This is a genomic window from Mesorhizobium sp. Root554 (assembly GCF_001427025.1).
Taxonomy (GTDB): domain Bacteria; phylum Pseudomonadota; class Alphaproteobacteria; order Rhizobiales; family Rhizobiaceae; genus Mesorhizobium.
The window spans coordinates 287,336-305,327 of sequence record NZ_LMGA01000001.1 but is presented as its reverse complement, the minus strand read 5'-3'; the positions used below and the strand labels follow the sequence as shown (position 1 = coordinate 305,327).

Below are 17,992 nucleotides of genomic sequence, written 5' to 3'. Positions count from 1 at the left end.
ATGACACACGGCACCTTGTAGAAAAACGCCTGCAGGATACCTCTGGAATGGGTCGCGATCACGGCAGGTTGCGATTCCCGGAGCGCAGACGTCATCCCCCGGATCTGGCCGGTTTAGCAAGGGCTCGGCTGGCCGGGGCAACCTTGATGAATTGCGGCCTTCTGCCGACCACAGTGGCGATTGTGTTCATGTGAGATCCCTCTGATTGCGTCTACTCGATCAATCGTCTCGACGTCGGGCATCGGGCATGCCTCACCTGGAAGTTAGACGCTCATAAATATTGATCATGCTGCGTACATTATCTTGCCAATCATATTGTGATACAATCCGCTGGCGGCCGGCAAATCCCATGTGGCGGCGCAAGTCGGCGTCCAATACGAGACGATGCAGCGCGGCAGCGGCAGCCGTCGGATTTTCGCGCGGAACGACGAAGCCGCTCTCACCATCCGCCACCACCTCCGGCAGGCCGCCGGCGTCCGAGACGACAACGGGCAGACCACATGCGCCGGCCTCAATAACCGCAACACCGAAACTTTCCTGTCGGCTCAGAGCGACATAGACGTCCAGCTTCGACAATTCTTCCGGTACACTCCCGTGCGGAACACGACCGTGAAACTCTGTGATCGCGCCAATACCGCGCGTCAGAGCCCGCCTTTGCAGCGCTTCCCGCTGCGAACCTTCGCCGACAATCCGCAGTCGGATGCGAGCCGCAACCTCGGGCTGGTCCTGCAGGCGTGCGTTGACGAGAATTGCAACGCTGTCGATCAATACATCAATGCCATAGTGAGGTTCGAGCGTCTTTACCGTGCCAATCACTATCGGCGCATCCGGCGAGCGGCGATCCGAAGAAACGGAATTGAACCGATGAGTTTCCACGCCAAACGGCGTGATGCTGACATCGCGCAATTCCGGTGCGATTTTTCGAAGTTCCGCAGCCATCGCATGACTTGTGCTGGCGACATGCGTGGCGGCCAGAACATTGCCCCGCAGCCACCAGCGATGCAAAGGCGAACGCGTGGGAAACTCGTAGACGTCACTGCCCCAGACCGACAGAAGTGTGGGGTTGAATCGACTGAGACGCGCAGTCGTGCCATATCCAGACGCGTAGTGGGCATGCAGCAGATCCGGGCTCTCGGCGTGCAGCAGTTGCCGGACGGCGGACGCATTTCGAAAATAGCCCATATTTCCAGAAAACGGCAGCTTCAGCACCCTGATTTGCGGTTTCAACTCTGCTAGTTGGTCGTGCTGCGTAATGAGCACGATCTCGACCCCTTCCGCCGAAAGGGCGTTGGCCCATCGGACAGAATGGATGCTGGACGCGCTTGCAAGAAGCATGACTTTCATTTCAGAATTTTCGCGAGAGTTCGGTTGCCAAAGCTATGGCTAAAAACGGCGCCATGGCGAAAAAAAATCCTATGGGCCAAAAGAATGAGTAGACTGTACTAGCCAGATAAGGATTGGAGAAGAAGAGCGCGTAGAGCGGAGCCCAGAAGACACCTGAGTCACGCGCCCCCTTGGTCGCCTCCAAAGAGCCGAAATAAAAGGCTGTAACGATGGGCGCAACTATCACTCCGCCAAAGCCGAACAAGGCATAGGCCTCTCCGGCCGCGAATGAAGACATTGCGCCAGATATATCGGTGTTTTCCGGCACCATATAGTCGATTATGTCAGCGTAAGGAGATGAAAAGCGTTCGCCGACAATTGCGGCCAAAGAGTTCGATATTCCTGCAAGGCCCTTAAACGGGAGCGTGTGAGGATATAGGTCGAACGCCAGAATCGATCCAACCGACTGCGACATGATCCTGTGCTCCAAGATATCAAACAAGTAGCTTGAGTCACCGATCCGATCGCCGTATGTAAGTATATAAGCCACCGATATCAAAAACAAAGAAATTCCAATAAATATTATCCAATAAATAACCTTTATTGGTCTTCCTGAATATATCCAAACTCCTATTAACCCCAGAATATAAAATACCATTTTTGATTTTTCAAGCGCCCACATAGAGGCAAATAAAGCTAAAATTATCGATAGTATAGCTATTAATCTGTATATACCAGAAACACTTTCCTTTCTATTTAGAAAAAGCCAGAACCACGAGAAGCTTAGCATTGGAACCCAGACAGTGGCCAGTATCTTAGTTGCCTGGAAAAATCTATTGCCTTGATTTAGGCTAGCGCGAATTTGATTGCCGTCATCGGCAACAAAACCAGAGAATATAGCGACAACGCCTGAACCTAGATAAAACATATAATAAACCATCGCTGCGCAGGAAATTACAGTCACCAACGCCAACAATTTCTTGAATCTCGTTAAATTTATACGCCACTCAACATTTCTAAATAAGGCCTTGTTGGCCATCAGAAAAATCTTGTAGAATATCATGAATATTATTATAAATATAAATGCTGCCATTGAGGCATTGTATAAACTATCTTCTGATATCAAATCCTTAAGAATGTTATGATCGAGACGCCTATTCATGTCGGAAAAATACATATAACCGAATGAACACAATAATATGTAATCTCTAAAAAATACAACTTGTAATAAATCGGGATTCTTTAAACTTATACTGCGTCGATGCATTAGCAGCAAAGACAACGAGGCAATAACAGGAAGGACATAGACAATCATGAAATCTTGCCAAATATTACTTTTGACTTTTTGGCAATAAACATTTCTCGTGAGAAATGTTGAATATCCTCAACTCGCAAATTTTCGGAGAAGAATCGGTTAAAGTATTTAGCATAACTCCCACCATCTTTCTCAATATAATCTAGTATTTTTAAACCACAGACAAGGTAATCAAATACCTTTGTACCAAATTCATAGTTCTGATCTCTAACTATAGATATACCGTAGTCTGATTTTACGATTTCTTCCAAAAGATCTAATCTTTCTATTGATCTATAGCTCTCAAAATTGATATTCTTTATATTTCTTTCTGAAATATATTCTCTTATCCAGTCGTTTCTCTTCGGATCGACGCTAAATATTTTTAGGACGCAATTATTATCGGAAAATTCCTGGCTAATTTTATCAATAACTTGTTTGCACCGCTCGATTCCATATTCACTGAACTTGCCTGCACAAATGAATACAAGCGGCCCCGGTGATGGAGGCATTGCTTCTTTGCGGGACCGTAGCTCCGCCACGCGCGCCAATTCTCGGCCGGGGAATCCGTTCTCGATCAGAACCAGCTTGCCCTTAGTCATAGTAGTCTCGTGATACGTCAGCAAACCCGGCGTACAGGTAATCGTCAGCGTGGATAGGCGGATTGCGACCTGCTCGACGATACGCGCGATGCGAGATTTTATCTTCTGTGGTTTGGTCGTCCCTCCATACCCCGAGCGCATGCCAATCGACCAGCCGTCCCGGATATCCAAGATGACATGAACGCCGGGAAGCATGCAAAGCGACCAATTGCGGAACGGTGGCATGGTCACGAAGACATTGCGCCACTTCTCGCGGTAAATGTGCTGGACCAGTTGAAGCAGCTCCCGCGGCGTTTGCGGCGTCGGGTAAAATTCGCACGCTATCTCGTGGCAGAGGAAGAACTCGGCGAAAGAGTCTACTCTTTCCGTCACCGGTTGGCCTGCCGAAGACGGAGGCGCAACAATCAGGATGGACTTGCGCATCTCGGAGGGCAAAGTATCTACAAACCTTTGATTGTTATTTTGTATACGCATAAGAGCCAGCCAACTCCAAACACGAACATGACACCGTAGGCCGCCATGTTCGAAATATAGGCCGCGCTGTAGAGGGCTGCGAGCGCACATGCTGCCGACAGTATCAAGGGCATCAACATTGCCTTCAACATCAGGCTGGATCGCGTCCCGGTTACTGCACCTATGACAAGCAGAAACAATCCATACCCCAGCGCACTCGCTAAAGAGAAACCGATGATGGCAAAATCCGCGGAAGGCAAAAAGGCGCCGGTCAGGATAGCCGCGACGCGAGCCGCAAAGAGTATGAACTGTACTAGAGTATGTAGCCTCAGCGCTTCCAATCCGACCATTACGATCGAAAGGGGAGATACAACAAATTGCCAGGCCGCGGCGATCGCTGTCCATGTGACGACGCTTGCCGCAGGAGCCCATTGAGCACCAAATGCATAGGGAATGAGGTCGCCAGAGGCCAGAGCAACCAGCGTAAAAGGTAAAAAGCTCAGCCAGGAAAGAATGCTGATAAGCCGCAGTACCAAAGGCCCGCCTTCACCTCTGCGGCCTGCGGCGATAATCTTGGGCAGCAACGCTTGGGATAGGGCTTTGCCCACCAACGTGTTGGGAGCAGACACAAGCCTGCTCGCCAAAGCGTAGTAGCCTGCCAGGCTCGGCGAGAAAAACGCCGCAAATAACAGCACGGGGGCTTGGCTGCCGGCCATGTTCAACAGCCCAGCCCAACTGTCATACAGAGGAAATCGACTGTAGCGTCTTATTGCCCAGGCAATTCCCCGCCGATGGATATGAAATCCCGTCTTTCGGTTGTCCGCGATCATATTTGTGGCAAGGCGCAAAACGCCTGCACATTGGCCGACTATAAGACCCAGGATAAGGCCAAGCGAACCAAAGCCGGCAAGGCCAAACCCTATTTGGAAGACGGGCGCGGCAATCCCCTGTTGGATGCGAGTCTGCGTGATCGCGCTGAATTTCGATTTCCGGATCGCCCAGTAGTTGGCGATTTGATACGCGCCGGTGACCAATGTCCCCGCCACGATCAGGACCGTGAAAGCCAGGTTTGAGAAACCGGCAACATTTCCGGTCCATTCATGCATCAAAGGAGACACTATTGAAGCCATGAGCGATATGGCGATCAACGTGACAAGTGCCACGACCGCGACGTGCAAGCCACCCCGGTCGGTGCGCGGCAGAGTTATCGCTATCTCGTAGCGCAACATCGCTATAACCGCGATCAGCCCCACCACACCGGAATAGACGGCAGCCGCGCCGAATTCCTGGGGTCCACAAATACGAGTCAGAATCGGGAGCGCCAAAAGACCGGTCAATTGACCGAACGCCGTCGCACCAGTCAACGTCGCTACATTTCGCGCGAACCCGCCACGCGGCAACATGCGTCGAATGACTCCGATCACTATATCTCCGATGTCTGCGCAGACTTAGGCAGTCCGGCGGTTGCGTCGGCCTACCACCTGTCAAGCCTTCACAACGTTCTCATGCGCTTCCCGGAACTTGCCCCTTGTATCCACGATCAGCTTGGAATGCTCCAGAATTGTGTCGTAAGGCAGGTTCGTGTGGTCGGTGAGCAGGACGACGCAGTCGTAGGACCGCAGCACCTCCGGCGTCGGCTCGACTGACTTCAGTTTGAAATTGTGCTCGCGCATCTTCGGGAACACGGGAACGTTGGGGTCGCAATATTCAACGTGCGCGCCCTGGTCCCGCAGGATTTCCATCACTTCGACCGAAGGCGATTCGCGCATGTCATCGACATCGCGCTTGTAGGCGATGCCCAACGCCAGGATGCGGCTGCCCTTCAGCGAACGCTCGCGGTCGTTGAGCGCGGCGGTGATCTTGCCGACCACCCATAACGGCATGTCGCGGTTCACCTCGCCGGCGAGCTCGATGAAATGCGTATTGAGGCCGTATTCGCGCGCCTTCCAGGTCAAATAGAACGGGTCGATCGGAATGCAGTGGCCGCCAATGCCGGGGCCGGGATAATAGGGCGTGAACCCGAACGGCTTGGTCGCGGCCGCGTCCAGCACCTCGAAAATGTCGATGCCCATCTTGTCGGCGATGATCTTCATCTCGTTGACGAGGCCGATGTTCACCGAACGCTGGATGTTTTCCAGCAGCTTGGTCAGTTCCGCCGCGCGGGTGGAACTGACGGGCACCAGCCGGTCGATCACCTGGCCGTAAAGGCCGAGGGCGACTTCCAGACAGGCGGGCGTATGGCCGCCGCACACTTTCGGGATCGTGCGGGTGGTGAAGTTGGGGTTGCCGGGATCTTCGCGCTCAGGCGAATAGACCAGGAAGAAATCCTTGCCCGCCTCGAAGCCACGCTTGGCGATGCGGGGCAGAAGCTCTTCCTCGGTGGTGCCGGGATAGGTGGTGCTTTCCAGCGACAGGACCTGCCCCGCTCTGAGATGCGGCAGCAGCGTGTCCACGGTATTGGTGACATAGCTCAGATCCGGCTCGCGGTGCTTGTTCAGCGGCGTCGGAACGCAGAGAATCAGCGCGTCGACATCGGATGCCTGGGCGAAATCGGTGGTGGCGGAGAAACCGTTGGCGTTCGCCTCGGCAATCCGCGCTGCGTCGATGTGCTCGATATAGCTGCGGCCCTGGGCGAGAGCCTCGATCTTCGAGTCGTCGATGTCGAAGCCGATAACCTTATAGCCAACCTCGCTGAAGCGCAGGACCAGCGGCAGGCCGACATAACCCAGCCCAACCACGCCAATCACGGCCTCCCTGGCGGCAAACCGGCCGAGGATACGCGTCTTCAAATCGATATCAGCATTCACGCTGCGGCCTCCAGAAGAGTTAGCATTCAATCAACAAGGTGCGGTCTGCTTAAAAGTCGAATATGTCTATCCGACGACTATAGAGCAGCGGCGGCGTGGCGGCGTGTGAACATGTGGATAAGGCCGGCCACACCACCCAGAAGCGCTCCGGCCGCCGCAGCCAGCAGGAGAAGCAGAATCTCGAAGCGCGTTATCCAGGCTCCGGCGATCTGCTGCGGCTCGGCCGCAGCCCTGAAAAGATTCATATAGGTCCCGAGCGTCGTGCTGCTGAGATCGGCATAGATTCGATTTGCCGATTCCGTATAGCTTTTCAATTGCGAGAGCAGGACGGGCATTGTCACCGTATTCGCAGATCCGACATCGCGAAGATAGAAGTCGACACCGACATTCGTGCTGCCGCCGGGGAAGTCGCCCACCGCGACACTGTGGATGTCCTGGGCCAGACGCAGTCGGAGAGCAATGCGCTCGGTGACAGCAGCATAGTTCTTAAGCTTGGCCATGATTCCGGGAATATCGGTGTCGATCTTCTTCACGAAAGTCTGGTACTGGCCGGCTTCTTCAGGCGCCGGACTCGCGTCGGATTTTGAAAAGACGTTGATATATTCGACAATCCTGCCGATCTCCTCATCAAGGTCCGCGCTTTCCTGCTGCAGATCCACCATCTGCTTCAGCAGTTCCTGCCGGAACTTGGCATCGCCGCCCTGCTGAGAAAGCGCAATGATGCGATCGAGGAAGGCATCGCCGAACTGCGGGATGACCGTCGAATTGCCGCCCGGAAATTCCGCCCCGCCACCCTGGGCCGACGGGGGGCCGTTGCGGCCCATACCCTGATAGCTCTGCCCGGCGTTCTGGAGCACTCGCGCCTTGTTTTCCAGGGTTTCCTTGGAACGCCGCAGTTCCTGCAAGCGCGAATTGTAATAAATCCGTACGAAATCGGGGTTTTTGGCGATGCCGAGCGACAGAATCGGCGCGGTCAACTGCTTCAGATCCCCTTCGGTGGTATCGAACAACAGACGGTCGACATCGCGCGCCGCCAACCCCGTCTCAGGGTCTACTGCGAGATTGCCGGACGGCGCCGCCACGATCTGCTGGATATTGTCACGAATGAGCTTTGCCCGATCGCGCAGCAGGTCGATCGCCACCAGATATTCCATATTGTCGACCTGCTTGGGGTCGAAAAGCGTTTCGGAATAGAGGTTGATCGGAAGGCCCAACGCTTGCGATTTCGCTTCCGACGTCGAATCCGCCCAGTCGGCCGGCAGCTGCGTCAATTGCGTTGCCGACCGGTCGACCATCCGTGCCAGGGATTCGATATTCTGTCCCGTTGTCTTGTCCTGGGCCAAATTTCCGCCAGGCAGCCTGGCCAACTGATTCAGGTAGCCGCGTAGCGCGACAAGATTCTTGCTGACGAAATCGAGCGTGCTCAAGCGCTCCAGCCCCTGGACATTGGCCGGATCGAATATCTTGGGGTCGATGGTGCGGATGTCCTGCTTCAGCACGCCGCGCGTTTCGATCGCGGTGCTTTCCCATGTCTTGGCTATGTCCGTCAGAATGGCGGAAACCTTGTCTGCTGGGAGCGCAAATCCTTCCTGCGAGAAGGTAATGACGGCATAGCGTTGCGAGGCGATGTCGAGATCGCGAGTCAGCGCATCCTGGGCTTCCCGCAGTTCTGCTACAGTCGCCCCTCGGGCATTCAACGCCTGGCTGTAGGAGGCTATGATGAAGGCTCGGGTCGGGACATAGGGCGAGATAGAGACGGCCGACTGGAAGTCGCGCAGGGAAAGGCCCTGCTCTGCCAGCTTCTGCCCTTCGAAGACCTGCGTCAGCACAGCGGGGGCAACGATGTCGCCCAGCGAGAATGGAACGCCATTCGGATAGCGATTTTCGGCTCGGCCTTCAAAACGGAACTGGATCACATACTGCGATCTGGTCTGATAGTCGCCCACCCGCAATGCGAGAACCGCCACCACAGCCAGCAACAGCGCCAGCAGGATCCCACCTACGATCCATACGCGGATGCCCCAGATTGCCTGGAGTAAACCAAGCAAGCTGACCTCGTTCTCTTCATCCACCGATTCATGAGATGACGACGTAGATTTAGGGTGCTGCATGATATCCTCGAAATCCGGCTGATAGCGGCTGAAAGCTCACAAAAGAACGCGTCGAGCGTGTGTTCTTTTCGGCATGCCAGAGGAGATAGCTACGATTTAGCCGCTGGTCTTTAGATGAGCGACCTGCGAATTGCAATCGGTTTGCCGTTTTCGCTGGCTCCAGTTGCAAGGGCTTGCCGCGTCAAAAAGGTGGCATAATCTGTTCCCGCTACGGGGGAGATCACGTCCGCTGGGCGTGTTTTAGGAATGCTATTAAGCAACACGACGAACGCACAATAATAGAAAACTTTGATGTCGTGATAGAAGCCGATATTCGTCATGTTGTAGACTGCCGTGTATCCGACCAACAAAATCGCCATCCCCCGCCATTGAGCAGACGTGTTTTGCGCGGCGATCAGAGGTGTCCAGAGTACGGCGATGAAGGCCAGAAGGCCCAAAACGCCTGAAGAGACCGCTTCGGTAATATAGGCATTGTGCAGATGCGTGTATGGAAAAGGCTGTTCATTGGCGAGTTGCTGACTTGCAACGCTCATGACGTTCTGCCGTCCATAGGCCAGTATCGGATGATCCCAAAAGGCCAAGAGTCCTGCCTTGTACATTTCGATCCGCTCGACAAAGGCTGGATCCCCCCCCGCAATCCCCGGCTCCAGAATGGTGTCCAGCAAGGTGGAGAACCGCGCCGCGATTGCGCTATAAGCAATCGTATCCGAAAAAAGCTCGTAAGCGCAGGTCAAGGCAAAAAGAAACACATATGCGACGAATGCAGCGCGCCACCAACTTTGCCGGGCCGAGGCAAAAAGCCAAAACAGCCCGACAGCCGCCGCGGTCACAACGAAGAACGCTATCGGCGCACGGCTGCCGGAGAGCAGGAGCGCAACTGCGCTTGAAAAGAACGCCGCTGTGAACAGGGCTTGCCGACGACCTCGGGTAACCACCGCCAGCCAACCGTTCATCAAGCCTGAAACGCCGGCCATATAAGCGTAGACCAACGCATTGCCTGTAAACACTTCGACTCGGGGCGATTTTGTTATCATCACGGCGACAACAGCTGCAATACCGGTGATAAGCCCAGCGCTACCTATACTATAGAGTATCCACCTTTGCCAATAACTCCGATTATAATTCCTCAAAACAGGAAGCAAAGATAAGACAAGCAAGAAACCAAGATTGTCAAATAAATCCTTCATTCCTTCTAATATATTTTTGTTTCCAATAGAGAATGCAAAATTTATTAATATATACATCAGAAATATCGTCGCAATCGTGCGATCTTGCGCACTCCAGCTAAGAGACTTCTCTTTATCAAAAACGAGATAGGCCCACGCCAACAAAGCTCCACCTCCAAAGATGAAGCAGGAAACCGATCCTATGACGGGCATCAATGCCACTGTTGATGCGATAAAGAGCAACCAGCGGAACGACGCACTTTCGTCGGACCGATGTATCTTCTTCCAAAAAAAATTCGACAAAGTTGACTTTTCTCTGCTTGAGATTGCTACTCGATTCTCCCGTCTGTCGAGTTTAGCCAAAACAACGGCTCATTTGTGAAGCAGGTTGGGCATCCCACCCCTGCGAGTAATTATCTGCCATGATCCCCTACGAAAATGACGCAGCCGAAAACAGCATTCGTGAGCCCCAGGTGGCTACGATCCAACGATTCTTGAAAATGGGCGATGCACAAAATCCCGAATTTCGGCAGTTGTGTTACGGCGCGGCCGCAGATTTGTTGGCCCGTTATATAGGCGACAATGTTGGGACGCTAAAAGCAGCCGACATTCGCGCCCTGAAGGAGAACCTCCTTGCCTCCCTGCAAGCTGTGGAAGCCGAGTTCCCCGAGCGGAAAAACAAGTCTGAAAGGCCTCCCCTCCATGCGCGAACATCGCTTTCTGTAGACGCAGCCGGTCTTATGGGCGAACTGCCCTCACCGAGAAGCGCCGAACATATCTCTCCGCCTCCTTCGAATACGAAACCCAGGATCTGGCAACCCGCGCTCACGGGCTTCTTCATGGGCGGTTCGCTGCTTTTTCTGTGCGGTATCCTTCTTCAGGAAACCGGCGTGATCTATGTGCATCGACAGGCGGAAGGTTTTGAGCAGCTCAAGGCGCTGAACGAGAGCATGTCGTCGGCTGAACCCAATATTGAAAATGCTTTAGAGGTCCTGACCCGAACCGAGACCAAACTCTATCAGGCGATCTCGTCGGGAGAGATCGAGAAGAATCAAGATGTGAAAACAAAGTACTTGCTCGTCCAGAATTTATTTCCGGATTTTTTTGCCGAAATCAAACCACTTGTTCCCCGAACCGGAAACCTGATGCTGCGCCTTTCTCCTGATGGCGGCGCTTACAAAATATTACTGCAGTCCGAAGTTTGCGGAGCGGTTGCCTTACGCTACCCGGACTTAGTCGATCCAGTCCGCAATGATCACAGCATCTTCTGCCGGTATCTTGGACGGTGGAACGAAGCAGGGCGGCGCTTGTAATATCAGAAGGGAGCTGTCATCCGACTTCAATCCCGCAAGGCAGCGATGATCTCGTCCTGCACCTTCGGCTCCAGATAAGGGTGCATCGGCAGGCTTATGACCCGCGAAGACAGATCTTCGCTCACCTTCAATCCTGCCGGGTCGCGGGGATAATCCTTATAGGCGTTCTGCTTGTGGAGCGGCACGGGGTAATAAACCACGGTCGGCACACCGGCAGCTTTCGCCTTCGCCTGCAGCGCATCGCGCTCTTCTGTCGAAGCCAGCTTCAGCGTGTACTGCGCCCAGACGCTCTTCAGCCCGTCCGGCACGTAAGGCGCTTCGAACCGGTTGGAAAGCCCTCGCTTGTAGCGATCCGCGACAAGCTGGCGAGCCTCGATCTCTTCGGCATAAACGGCGAGCTTCTCGATCAGGATAGCCGCCTGCAGCGTATCCAGCCGACTGTTCATGCCGATCCGCTCGTTGAAGTACTTGTGCGAGCCCTTGCCATGAACCCGGTAGGAATCGATCAGCGCCGCCAGTTCGTCATTGTCGGTAAACAGGGCGCCGCCGTCGCCATAGCAGCCAAGCGGCTTGGCCGGGAAGAACGAGGTCGTGGTGATATCGGCCAGCGAACCGGTGACCTTGCCCTTATAATGACCGCCGAACCCTTGCGCGCTGTCGCCGATGATCTTCAAACCGTTTTCCCGTGCTATCGCCGCGATCGCATCGTAGTCGGCGGGCAGCCCGAACAAATCGACCGGAATCACGCAGGCCGGCCGCAAGCCCTTGGCCTTCGCCTCTTCGATGGCGCGCTTGAGGCTTTCGGGATCGATGTTGAAGGTATCGGGAAGAACGTCAACGAAGACCGGGGTCGCATTCAGGAAAGGCACAACCTCGGCCGTGGCGGCGAAAGTGAATGAAGGCACAAAGACCGCGTCGCCATGTTTGATTCCCAGAGCCATCAATGCCAATTGCAGCGCATCGGTACCATTGGCACAGGTCAGGCAGTGCCTGGCGCCGCAGAATTCGGCGAGTTGCTTTTCCAGCCGGGCCACGTCCGGCCCCATAATGTACTGGCCTTCCGACAGGACCCGCGCGATCGCGCGGTCAAGCTCGGGGCGAAGGCGCGACTGCTGGGCTGCGAGATCGATGAACTGGATATTCATCTGCGATCCTCTCTTGAAACGATCCTTGGGGGGGACTGGATGAGTTTGCCGCTGTCTATACAAAACCGGATTCACAGGCAACTCTTCCAGCCTTGGTCCAACCCGATACGGTCGAGGAGGCATGTTGGCGGGTATTTCGACCACCGCTCAGGCGTTTGGGAGATAGGCGAATCAGACGATTGTTTTTTGACTTCGCCGTGCCTATAAGCCCAACCGTGTCGAAGACGCGGCTCGGACAATGGGGCGTCGCCAAGTGGTAAGGCATCGGTTTTTGGTACCGACATTCCCAGGTTCGAATCCTGGCGCCCCAGCCAAGCAATTCAGGCGTGCAGTGTAGACAGACGTCACCTGGCCCAAGCCTACCTGCTCAGGCTTGATGGAAAATATTGAGCTTTCAGGGTTCTTCGGTTACGACCCGCCCAGTGCAGGAGGTCCAGATGGATGACAAGTCGCCGGTTGAGAAACTTCGGCAACGGATCGAGGCGGAAATCGCAAGGCTCCCGCAGAATACGAGCGCGGCCCGGGAAGCGATTTATGACAAATTTCGCGCCGTTGTCACAGGAAACCCAAAGTTCACCCATCTTATAGGCGCGCTGGAAAGCACGATTACTCAAATAGAGCAGGTGGAAATGGTACATTCTCCGGAGCAGCCTTCGCAGACATCGACAACGAGACCGGGAGCTGCCGAACCCACCGTAAGGAGCAAATCCGTTCCCCTGATAGCGATAGCTCTCGCTGTCATCGTGTTGGCAGGCGCCGGCTGGTGGTATCTGGGAACGAAAAAGCCGAATCCCGAATTTGACCGGGGTGCTGCCGGATACGCCATCGATCCGGAAAATTTAAAGGCTGCATCCGGCAACCCGCAATATGTTGGCAAGCAGGACGGTCAGGACTACGTTCTTGAAGCGACCGGTCCATCCCCGATCTACGCAGCCAACGCAGTCGCGATCGATCCTGCGAAGACCTATCGTCTGACCGCAAAGATCAGGGTTTTGAGCGACGACCCCGCAATGCAAGGCGCGAGCACTTATGTCGGCCTTGCGACCTATGACAGCAATGGTGTGTTGCAGACATCGGCCCCCGGCGCCCACCGTTACGCGGCAACCGCCAACAGGATTATAAAATCCAGCGACGGATGGGTCGAAGTGCAGGGCGAGATAACCGGTGAAGGCAATGAAACCCACAATCAGTTCCGCCCCGGCACCAAGTCGGTGAGGCCTATGGCTTTGCTGAACTACAAAAGCCCCGGCGCGGTTTCGCAGATCAGCTATCTGCGGTTCGAGGAAGTGAAATAGCTCAAGCGCTGTTGGCGCCGCCCTTCCATTCCGAACGGTACCAGTCGACAAACCGCGCGAGGCCGTCTTCGATGGTCACGCGCGGTTTGAAGCCGAAATCCCGTTCCATCGCGGTCGTATCGGCGAAGGTCTTTTCGACGTCGCCAGCCTGCATCCCCTCATACTGACGTTCCGCTGGCAGGCCGAGCAGTTTTTCCAGCGTGTCGATGAAACGTCCGAGATGTTCGGGGCGGCTGTTGCCGATATTATAGACGCGATGCAGGACTGACGACGCCGGCGGTTTGTCGAGTGCTGCGACAATGCCGTCGACGATATCGTCGATATAGGTGAAATCGCGCCACATCTCGCCCTGGTTGAAGACGCGGATCGGCTTGCCTTTCAGGATTGCCTCGGTGAAGAGCCAGTAGGCCATATCCGGCCTGCCCCACGGCCCATAAACGGTAAAGAACCGCAGGCCCGTCTGCCGAATTCCATAAAGATGGGAATAGGTGTGGCTCATCAGTTCGTCCGCCTTCTTGGTGGCGGCGTAGAGCGATACCGGGTGGTCGACGCGGTCTTCCTCGCTGAACGGCACCTTCTTGTTGCCGCCATAGACCGAGCTTGAAGATGCGTAGACCAGATGCTCGAAATTCGGAAGGTTTCGGCACAGCTCCAGGATCTCGATGTGGCCCATCAGATTTGAGCGGACATAGGCGCGCGGATTTTCCAGCGAGTAGCGAACGCCGGCCTGCGCGGCCAGATGCACGACCTTGACGATCCCCTCGCCACGCAGGCCGTCCATGGCCTGCTCGTCGGCGATATCGATCTTGCGGAAGGTGAATCCCGGCGTGCCGGTCAGCCGCGCGAGGCGCGCATCCTTCAGCGCCGGATCGTAGTAATCATTCAGATTGTCTATGCCGACGACCTCGTCGCCCCTGTCCAGCAGGGCCTTGCAGACATGGCTGCCAATGAAGCCGGCGGCTCCGGTGACCAGAATAGGCAAGGGGAAACCTCTCTAAGCTACAGCGTGTCAGCTTGCTTCGCGCATGGATTCGGCGGCCTGCAAATCGACCGACACGAGCTGGCTGACGCCCTGCTCCGCCATCGTCACGCCGAACAGCCGGTCCATGCGCGCCATGGTGATGGGATTGTGGGTGATGACGACGAAGCGTGTCTCTGTCGAGGCGGACATCTCGTCCATCAGATTGCAGAAGCGCTCGACATTATGGTCATCCAGCGGCGCATCGACCTCGTCGAGCACGCAGATCGGCGCGGGGTTGGTCAGGAACACGGCGAAGATCAGCGACATTGCCGTCAGCGCCTGCTCGCCGCCGGACAGCAGCGTCATCGTCTGCGGCTTCTTGCCGGGCGGCCGCGCCAGAATTTCCAACCCGGCCTCCAGCGGGTCGTCTGATTCGATCAGTTGTAATTCCGCCGTGCCGCCGCCGAACAGATGCGAGAACAGCCGCTGGAAATGGCCGTTCACCACTTCGAACGCGGCCAGCAACCGCTCGCGGCCTTCGCGGTTGAGGCTCTGGATCGCCTGACGCAGCTTGCGGATGGCTTCAACGATGTCCTCGCGCTCGGAAACGATGGTTTCCAGCCGCTCCGACAATTCCTTCTGCTCTTCCTCAGCGCGCAGATTGACGGCGCCCAGCCGCTCGCGTTCGATCTTGAGCCGGTCGAGCTGACGCTCGATTTCGCCAACGTCCGGCATCGGGCTGTCCGCCTCGAGCCCAGTGTGGCGGATGACCAGGTGCGGCGGCGTGTTGAGCGCCTCCTGGATGCGCGCCTCGACCTCCTGCCGACGCTCGTCGGCGGCTGTCAGCCGCTCCTCGGCGCGAACGCGGCTTTCCCGCGCCTCCGACAGGGACTGGATGGCTGCCGTGGCCGCCTTGTCCAATGCGGACTGGCGGTTTTCGGCCTCCTGCAGACGGTCGCTGGCGGCCTGGCGCAGCGTTTCGGCTTCCGAAAGCTGCGACAGCAGCGCACGCCGCCGCGCATCCAGTTCGTCCGGCGCGTCCTCCAGCGTCGCACGTTCGGCGGCGGCTTCGGTCTTGCGCTCATTGAGGGCTGCGATCTGCGCCGATGCATTCTCGGCGCGGGACAGCCAGTTGCCGCGTTCCCCGCCGATAGCCTGCAAGCGGCGCGCCCGCGCCTCGGCTTCGCGCTTCAGCCCTTCATAGACGGCACGCGCATCGGCCAAGGCCGCCCGGTCGCGCGAAACATGGCCTGCGGCCTGATCCAAACGCATCTGCAGGTCGGCGAGATCCGGCGCCTTGGCCAGCAATGCTTCGGCCTGCGCAAACGCGGCGGCGGCTTCTTCCAACCCTTCCGCCACCCGCTTGCGGGCCTCGTCTGAGGCGGCGCGGCGGCTGGACAGTTCGCCCGACGCCTTCTCCGCCTGGAGAAGCGCATTGCGGGCCGCATCCAGCGCGTGCTGGGCGTCGCGGCCGGCCTGGCGGGCTGTCCGTTCCTCCTCGACCTTGAGCTTCAGCGCGACCTCAGCCTGGGTCAGTTTTTCCTCCGCCCCCCGGACGGCCAAGGTCGCAGCAACGGCCTCGGCGTCCAGTTCGGCCAACCGGTTCTTCTGGGCGAGACGCATGGCGGCCGGCGTCGGCGCATCGGCGCTGGCGGTGAAGCCGTCCCAACGCCACAGCGCGCCCTCGCGGCTGACCAGCCGCTGGCCGGGAGCCAGAAGCGATTGCAAACGACGCCCCTCGGCAGCATCGACGATACCGATCTGCGCTAGGCGACGTGCCAGCTGGCGCGGCGCCCGAACCACGCTGGCCAGCGTCCTGACACCCTCCGGCAGCGCCGGATCGCCGGACTGGACATCCATATCGCCCCAATGCGCCGGCGCGGCCGGATCGAGCGGCACGTCGAGGTCTTCGCCAAGCGCCGCACCCAGCGCGGTTTCGAAGCCACGGTCGACGCCGATCTTTTCCAGCACCGCCGGGAAGAGGTCGCCGCTGGCGGCATTCAGCATTTTCGCCAACGTGCGCGCCTCTGTTTCGATGCGTGCAAGCTCGGCCTTGGCTTCCTGAAGCGGCGAGCGCGCTCCCGTTTCGGCGGCGCGCGCCTCGAATACGGTCTGCTCGGCGCGGATGGCGTCGGCTTCGGCCTTCTCCAGCACGGCGGCGGCCTGATCGACCAGAACCCTTTTCTCCGCAGGATCCGGCAGGCCGCCGATGCGCGCGGCGAGTTCAGCGATCTCCCGGTCCACATCGGCCAGCTGCCGGGCAAAACGGTCGCGTCGCTCGGCGGTTTCGCGCAGCGTCCGTTCGACCTGGTTGCGCCCGGCGGCGGCTTCCGCCCGCTCCGCCGTCAGCTGGGCCAGAACGTCTTCGCTGGCCGCCAGCGCCGCTGTCGCCTGTTCGAAAGCCGAGCGCGTGTTGGCCTCGCGTTCGGCTGAGCCGGCATTGTCGGCGTTGAGCGCCGCCTCCTCGGCGGTCAACCGTTCCAGCACCTCGGCATTGTCGCGCACCATGCGCTCCTCGCGGGCGATGTCGGCGTCGAGCTGTTGAAGCCGGCGACCGAGCTCACCCTGGCGGGCGCGGATGCGCTCGGCCTCCTCCTCGATCTGGGATTTCGCGATCGACAGGCGCTGGAAAGCCGCGCCAGCCGCCGCCGAAGCATCGCGCAATTCCGGCAGCCGATGCGCACCGACGGCCTGTTCCTTCGCCGCGTTCATCTGCGAGGCGGCACGTTCGCCAACCAGCGAGGTCGCCACGGCGAGCGCCGAACGCGCCTCGCCTTCCTGCAGCTTGGCGGCAGTCCATCGCAGATGCAGCAGGATGGCCTCGGCCTTGCGGATATCCGCGGAAAGGTTCTTGAACCGCGAGGCCTGTCGGGCCTGACGCTTCAGGCTCTCGATCTGGCTTTCCAGTTCGCCGACGACATCGTCCAGCCGCTCGAGGTTCTGCTCGGCGCCCTTGAGCCGCAGCTCGGCCTCGTGGCGGCGGGTATGCAGGCCGGAAATGCCGGCGGCTTCTTCCAGCAGCGCGCGGCGCGCCTGCGGCTTTGCCTGGATCAATTCGCCGATACGGCCCTGCCCCACCATGGACGGAGACCGTGCGCCGGTCGACTGGTCGGCGAACAGAAGCTGCACGTCCTTGGCGCGCGCCTCCTTGCCGTTGATGCGGTAGACGGAACCGGCCTCGCGCTCGATGCGGCGCGACACCTGCAACTCGTCGGCATCGTTGAAGGCGGACGGCGCGGTGCGGTCGATGTTGTCGAGGAAGAGCGTGACTTCGGCGGTGTTGCGGGCGGGCCGCGTGCCCGAACCGGAGAAGATGACGTCATCCATGCCGGACGCACGCATGTTCTTGTAGGAGCTTTCGCCCATCACCCAGCGCAGCGCCTCAACCAGGTTCGACTTGCCGCAACCGTTCGGCCCGACGATGCCCGTCAGGCCGCGCTCGATGACGAATTCACCGGGCTCGACGAACGACTTGAAGCCGAGGAGGCGAAGGCGGGAAAATTTCATGCACGCGGCTCCGCG

Annotated in this window: 12 protein-coding genes and 1 tRNA gene; 3 read left to right on the top strand and 10 right to left on the bottom strand. The window is 57.4% G+C overall.

What is annotated here, in order from left to right:
• Positions 1-252 precede the first annotated feature (252 nt).
• The 7 genes from ASD44_RS01470 to ASD44_RS01440 all read right to left on the bottom strand — a co-directional run bounded on the left by ASD44_RS01470 (position 253) and on the right by ASD44_RS01440 (position 10,119).
• Complete coding sequence (locus ASD44_RS01470; protein WP_056107831.1) at positions 253-1,344, bottom strand: glycosyltransferase; 1,092 nt, start codon at positions 1,342-1,344, stop codon at positions 253-255.
• A 1-nt stretch (position 1,345) separates the two neighbouring features.
• The gene (locus ASD44_RS01465; protein WP_156459738.1) at positions 1,346-2,638 is read right to left on the bottom strand and encodes a hypothetical protein; all 1,293 of its coding nucleotides are present in this window, start codon (positions 2,636-2,638) and stop codon (positions 1,346-1,348) included.
• Positions 2,635-3,642: a hypothetical protein gene (locus ASD44_RS01460; RefSeq protein ID WP_056107826.1), complete on the bottom strand. Its 1,008-nt coding sequence runs from the start codon at positions 3,640-3,642 to the stop codon at positions 2,635-2,637. Before ASD44_RS01460 ends, ASD44_RS01465 begins: the two co-directional genes overlap by 4 nt.
• 17 nt (positions 3,643-3,659) lie before the next feature.
• A complete protein-coding gene (locus tag ASD44_RS01455) occupies positions 3,660-5,096 on the bottom strand; it encodes an oligosaccharide flippase family protein (RefSeq protein WP_156459737.1) in 1,437 nt (478 codons plus the stop codon).
• Positions 5,097-5,156: 60 nt separating this feature from the next.
• Positions 5,157-6,479 (bottom strand): nucleotide sugar dehydrogenase, encoded by a 1,323-nt coding sequence (locus ASD44_RS01450; protein ID WP_244478702.1) that lies wholly within the window; start codon positions 6,477-6,479, stop codon positions 5,157-5,159.
• A gap of 77 nt (positions 6,480-6,556) precedes the next feature.
• The gene (locus tag ASD44_RS01445; RefSeq protein WP_156459736.1) at positions 6,557-8,590 is read right to left on the bottom strand and encodes a hypothetical protein; all 2,034 of its coding nucleotides are present in this window, start codon (positions 8,588-8,590) and stop codon (positions 6,557-6,559) included.
• Between the two features lie 110 nt (positions 8,591-8,700).
• Positions 8,701-10,119, bottom strand: coding sequence for an O-antigen ligase family protein (locus ASD44_RS01440; RefSeq protein ID WP_156460919.1), 1,419 nt, complete (start codon positions 10,117-10,119; stop codon positions 8,701-8,703).
• A gap of 59 nt (positions 10,120-10,178) precedes the next feature.
• On the opposite strand from ASD44_RS01440, the gene ASD44_RS01435 reads away from it, so the two are divergent.
• Complete coding sequence (locus ASD44_RS01435; protein WP_056107814.1) at positions 10,179-11,069, top strand: hypothetical protein; 891 nt, start codon at positions 10,179-10,181, stop codon at positions 11,067-11,069.
• 26 nt (positions 11,070-11,095) lie between these two features.
• Here the strand turns inward: ASD44_RS01435 and ASD44_RS01430 are convergent, their stop codons facing one another.
• Positions 11,096-12,214 (bottom strand): DegT/DnrJ/EryC1/StrS family aminotransferase, encoded by a 1,119-nt coding sequence (locus ASD44_RS01430; protein WP_056107811.1) that lies wholly within the window; start codon positions 12,212-12,214, stop codon positions 11,096-11,098.
• 239 nt (positions 12,215-12,453) lie between these two features.
• On the opposite strand from ASD44_RS01430, the gene ASD44_RS01425 reads away from it, so the two are divergent.
• Both ASD44_RS01425 and ASD44_RS18275 read left to right on the top strand, forming a co-directional pair.
• Positions 12,454-12,528 (top strand) — tRNA-Gln (locus ASD44_RS01425).
• Between the two features lie 123 nt (positions 12,529-12,651).
• Entirely contained in the window at positions 12,652-13,509 is an 858-nt protein-coding gene (locus ASD44_RS18275; protein WP_156459735.1) for a hypothetical protein, read from the top strand.
• A gap of 1 nt (position 13,510) precedes the next feature.
• On the opposite strand, the gene ASD44_RS01415 is transcribed toward ASD44_RS18275, so the two are convergent.
• Together ASD44_RS01415 and smc are read right to left on the bottom strand one after the other, a co-directional pair.
• Positions 13,511-14,491: an NAD-dependent epimerase/dehydratase family protein gene (locus ASD44_RS01415; RefSeq protein WP_056107805.1), complete on the bottom strand. Its 981-nt coding sequence runs from the start codon at positions 14,489-14,491 to the stop codon at positions 13,511-13,513.
• A 27-nt stretch (positions 14,492-14,518) separates the two neighbouring features.
• Positions 14,519-17,977, bottom strand: a complete 3,459-nt coding sequence (gene smc, locus ASD44_RS01410; protein ID WP_056107803.1) for a chromosome segregation protein SMC — start codon at positions 17,975-17,977, stop codon at positions 14,519-14,521.
• Positions 17,978-17,992 lie beyond the last annotated feature (15 nt).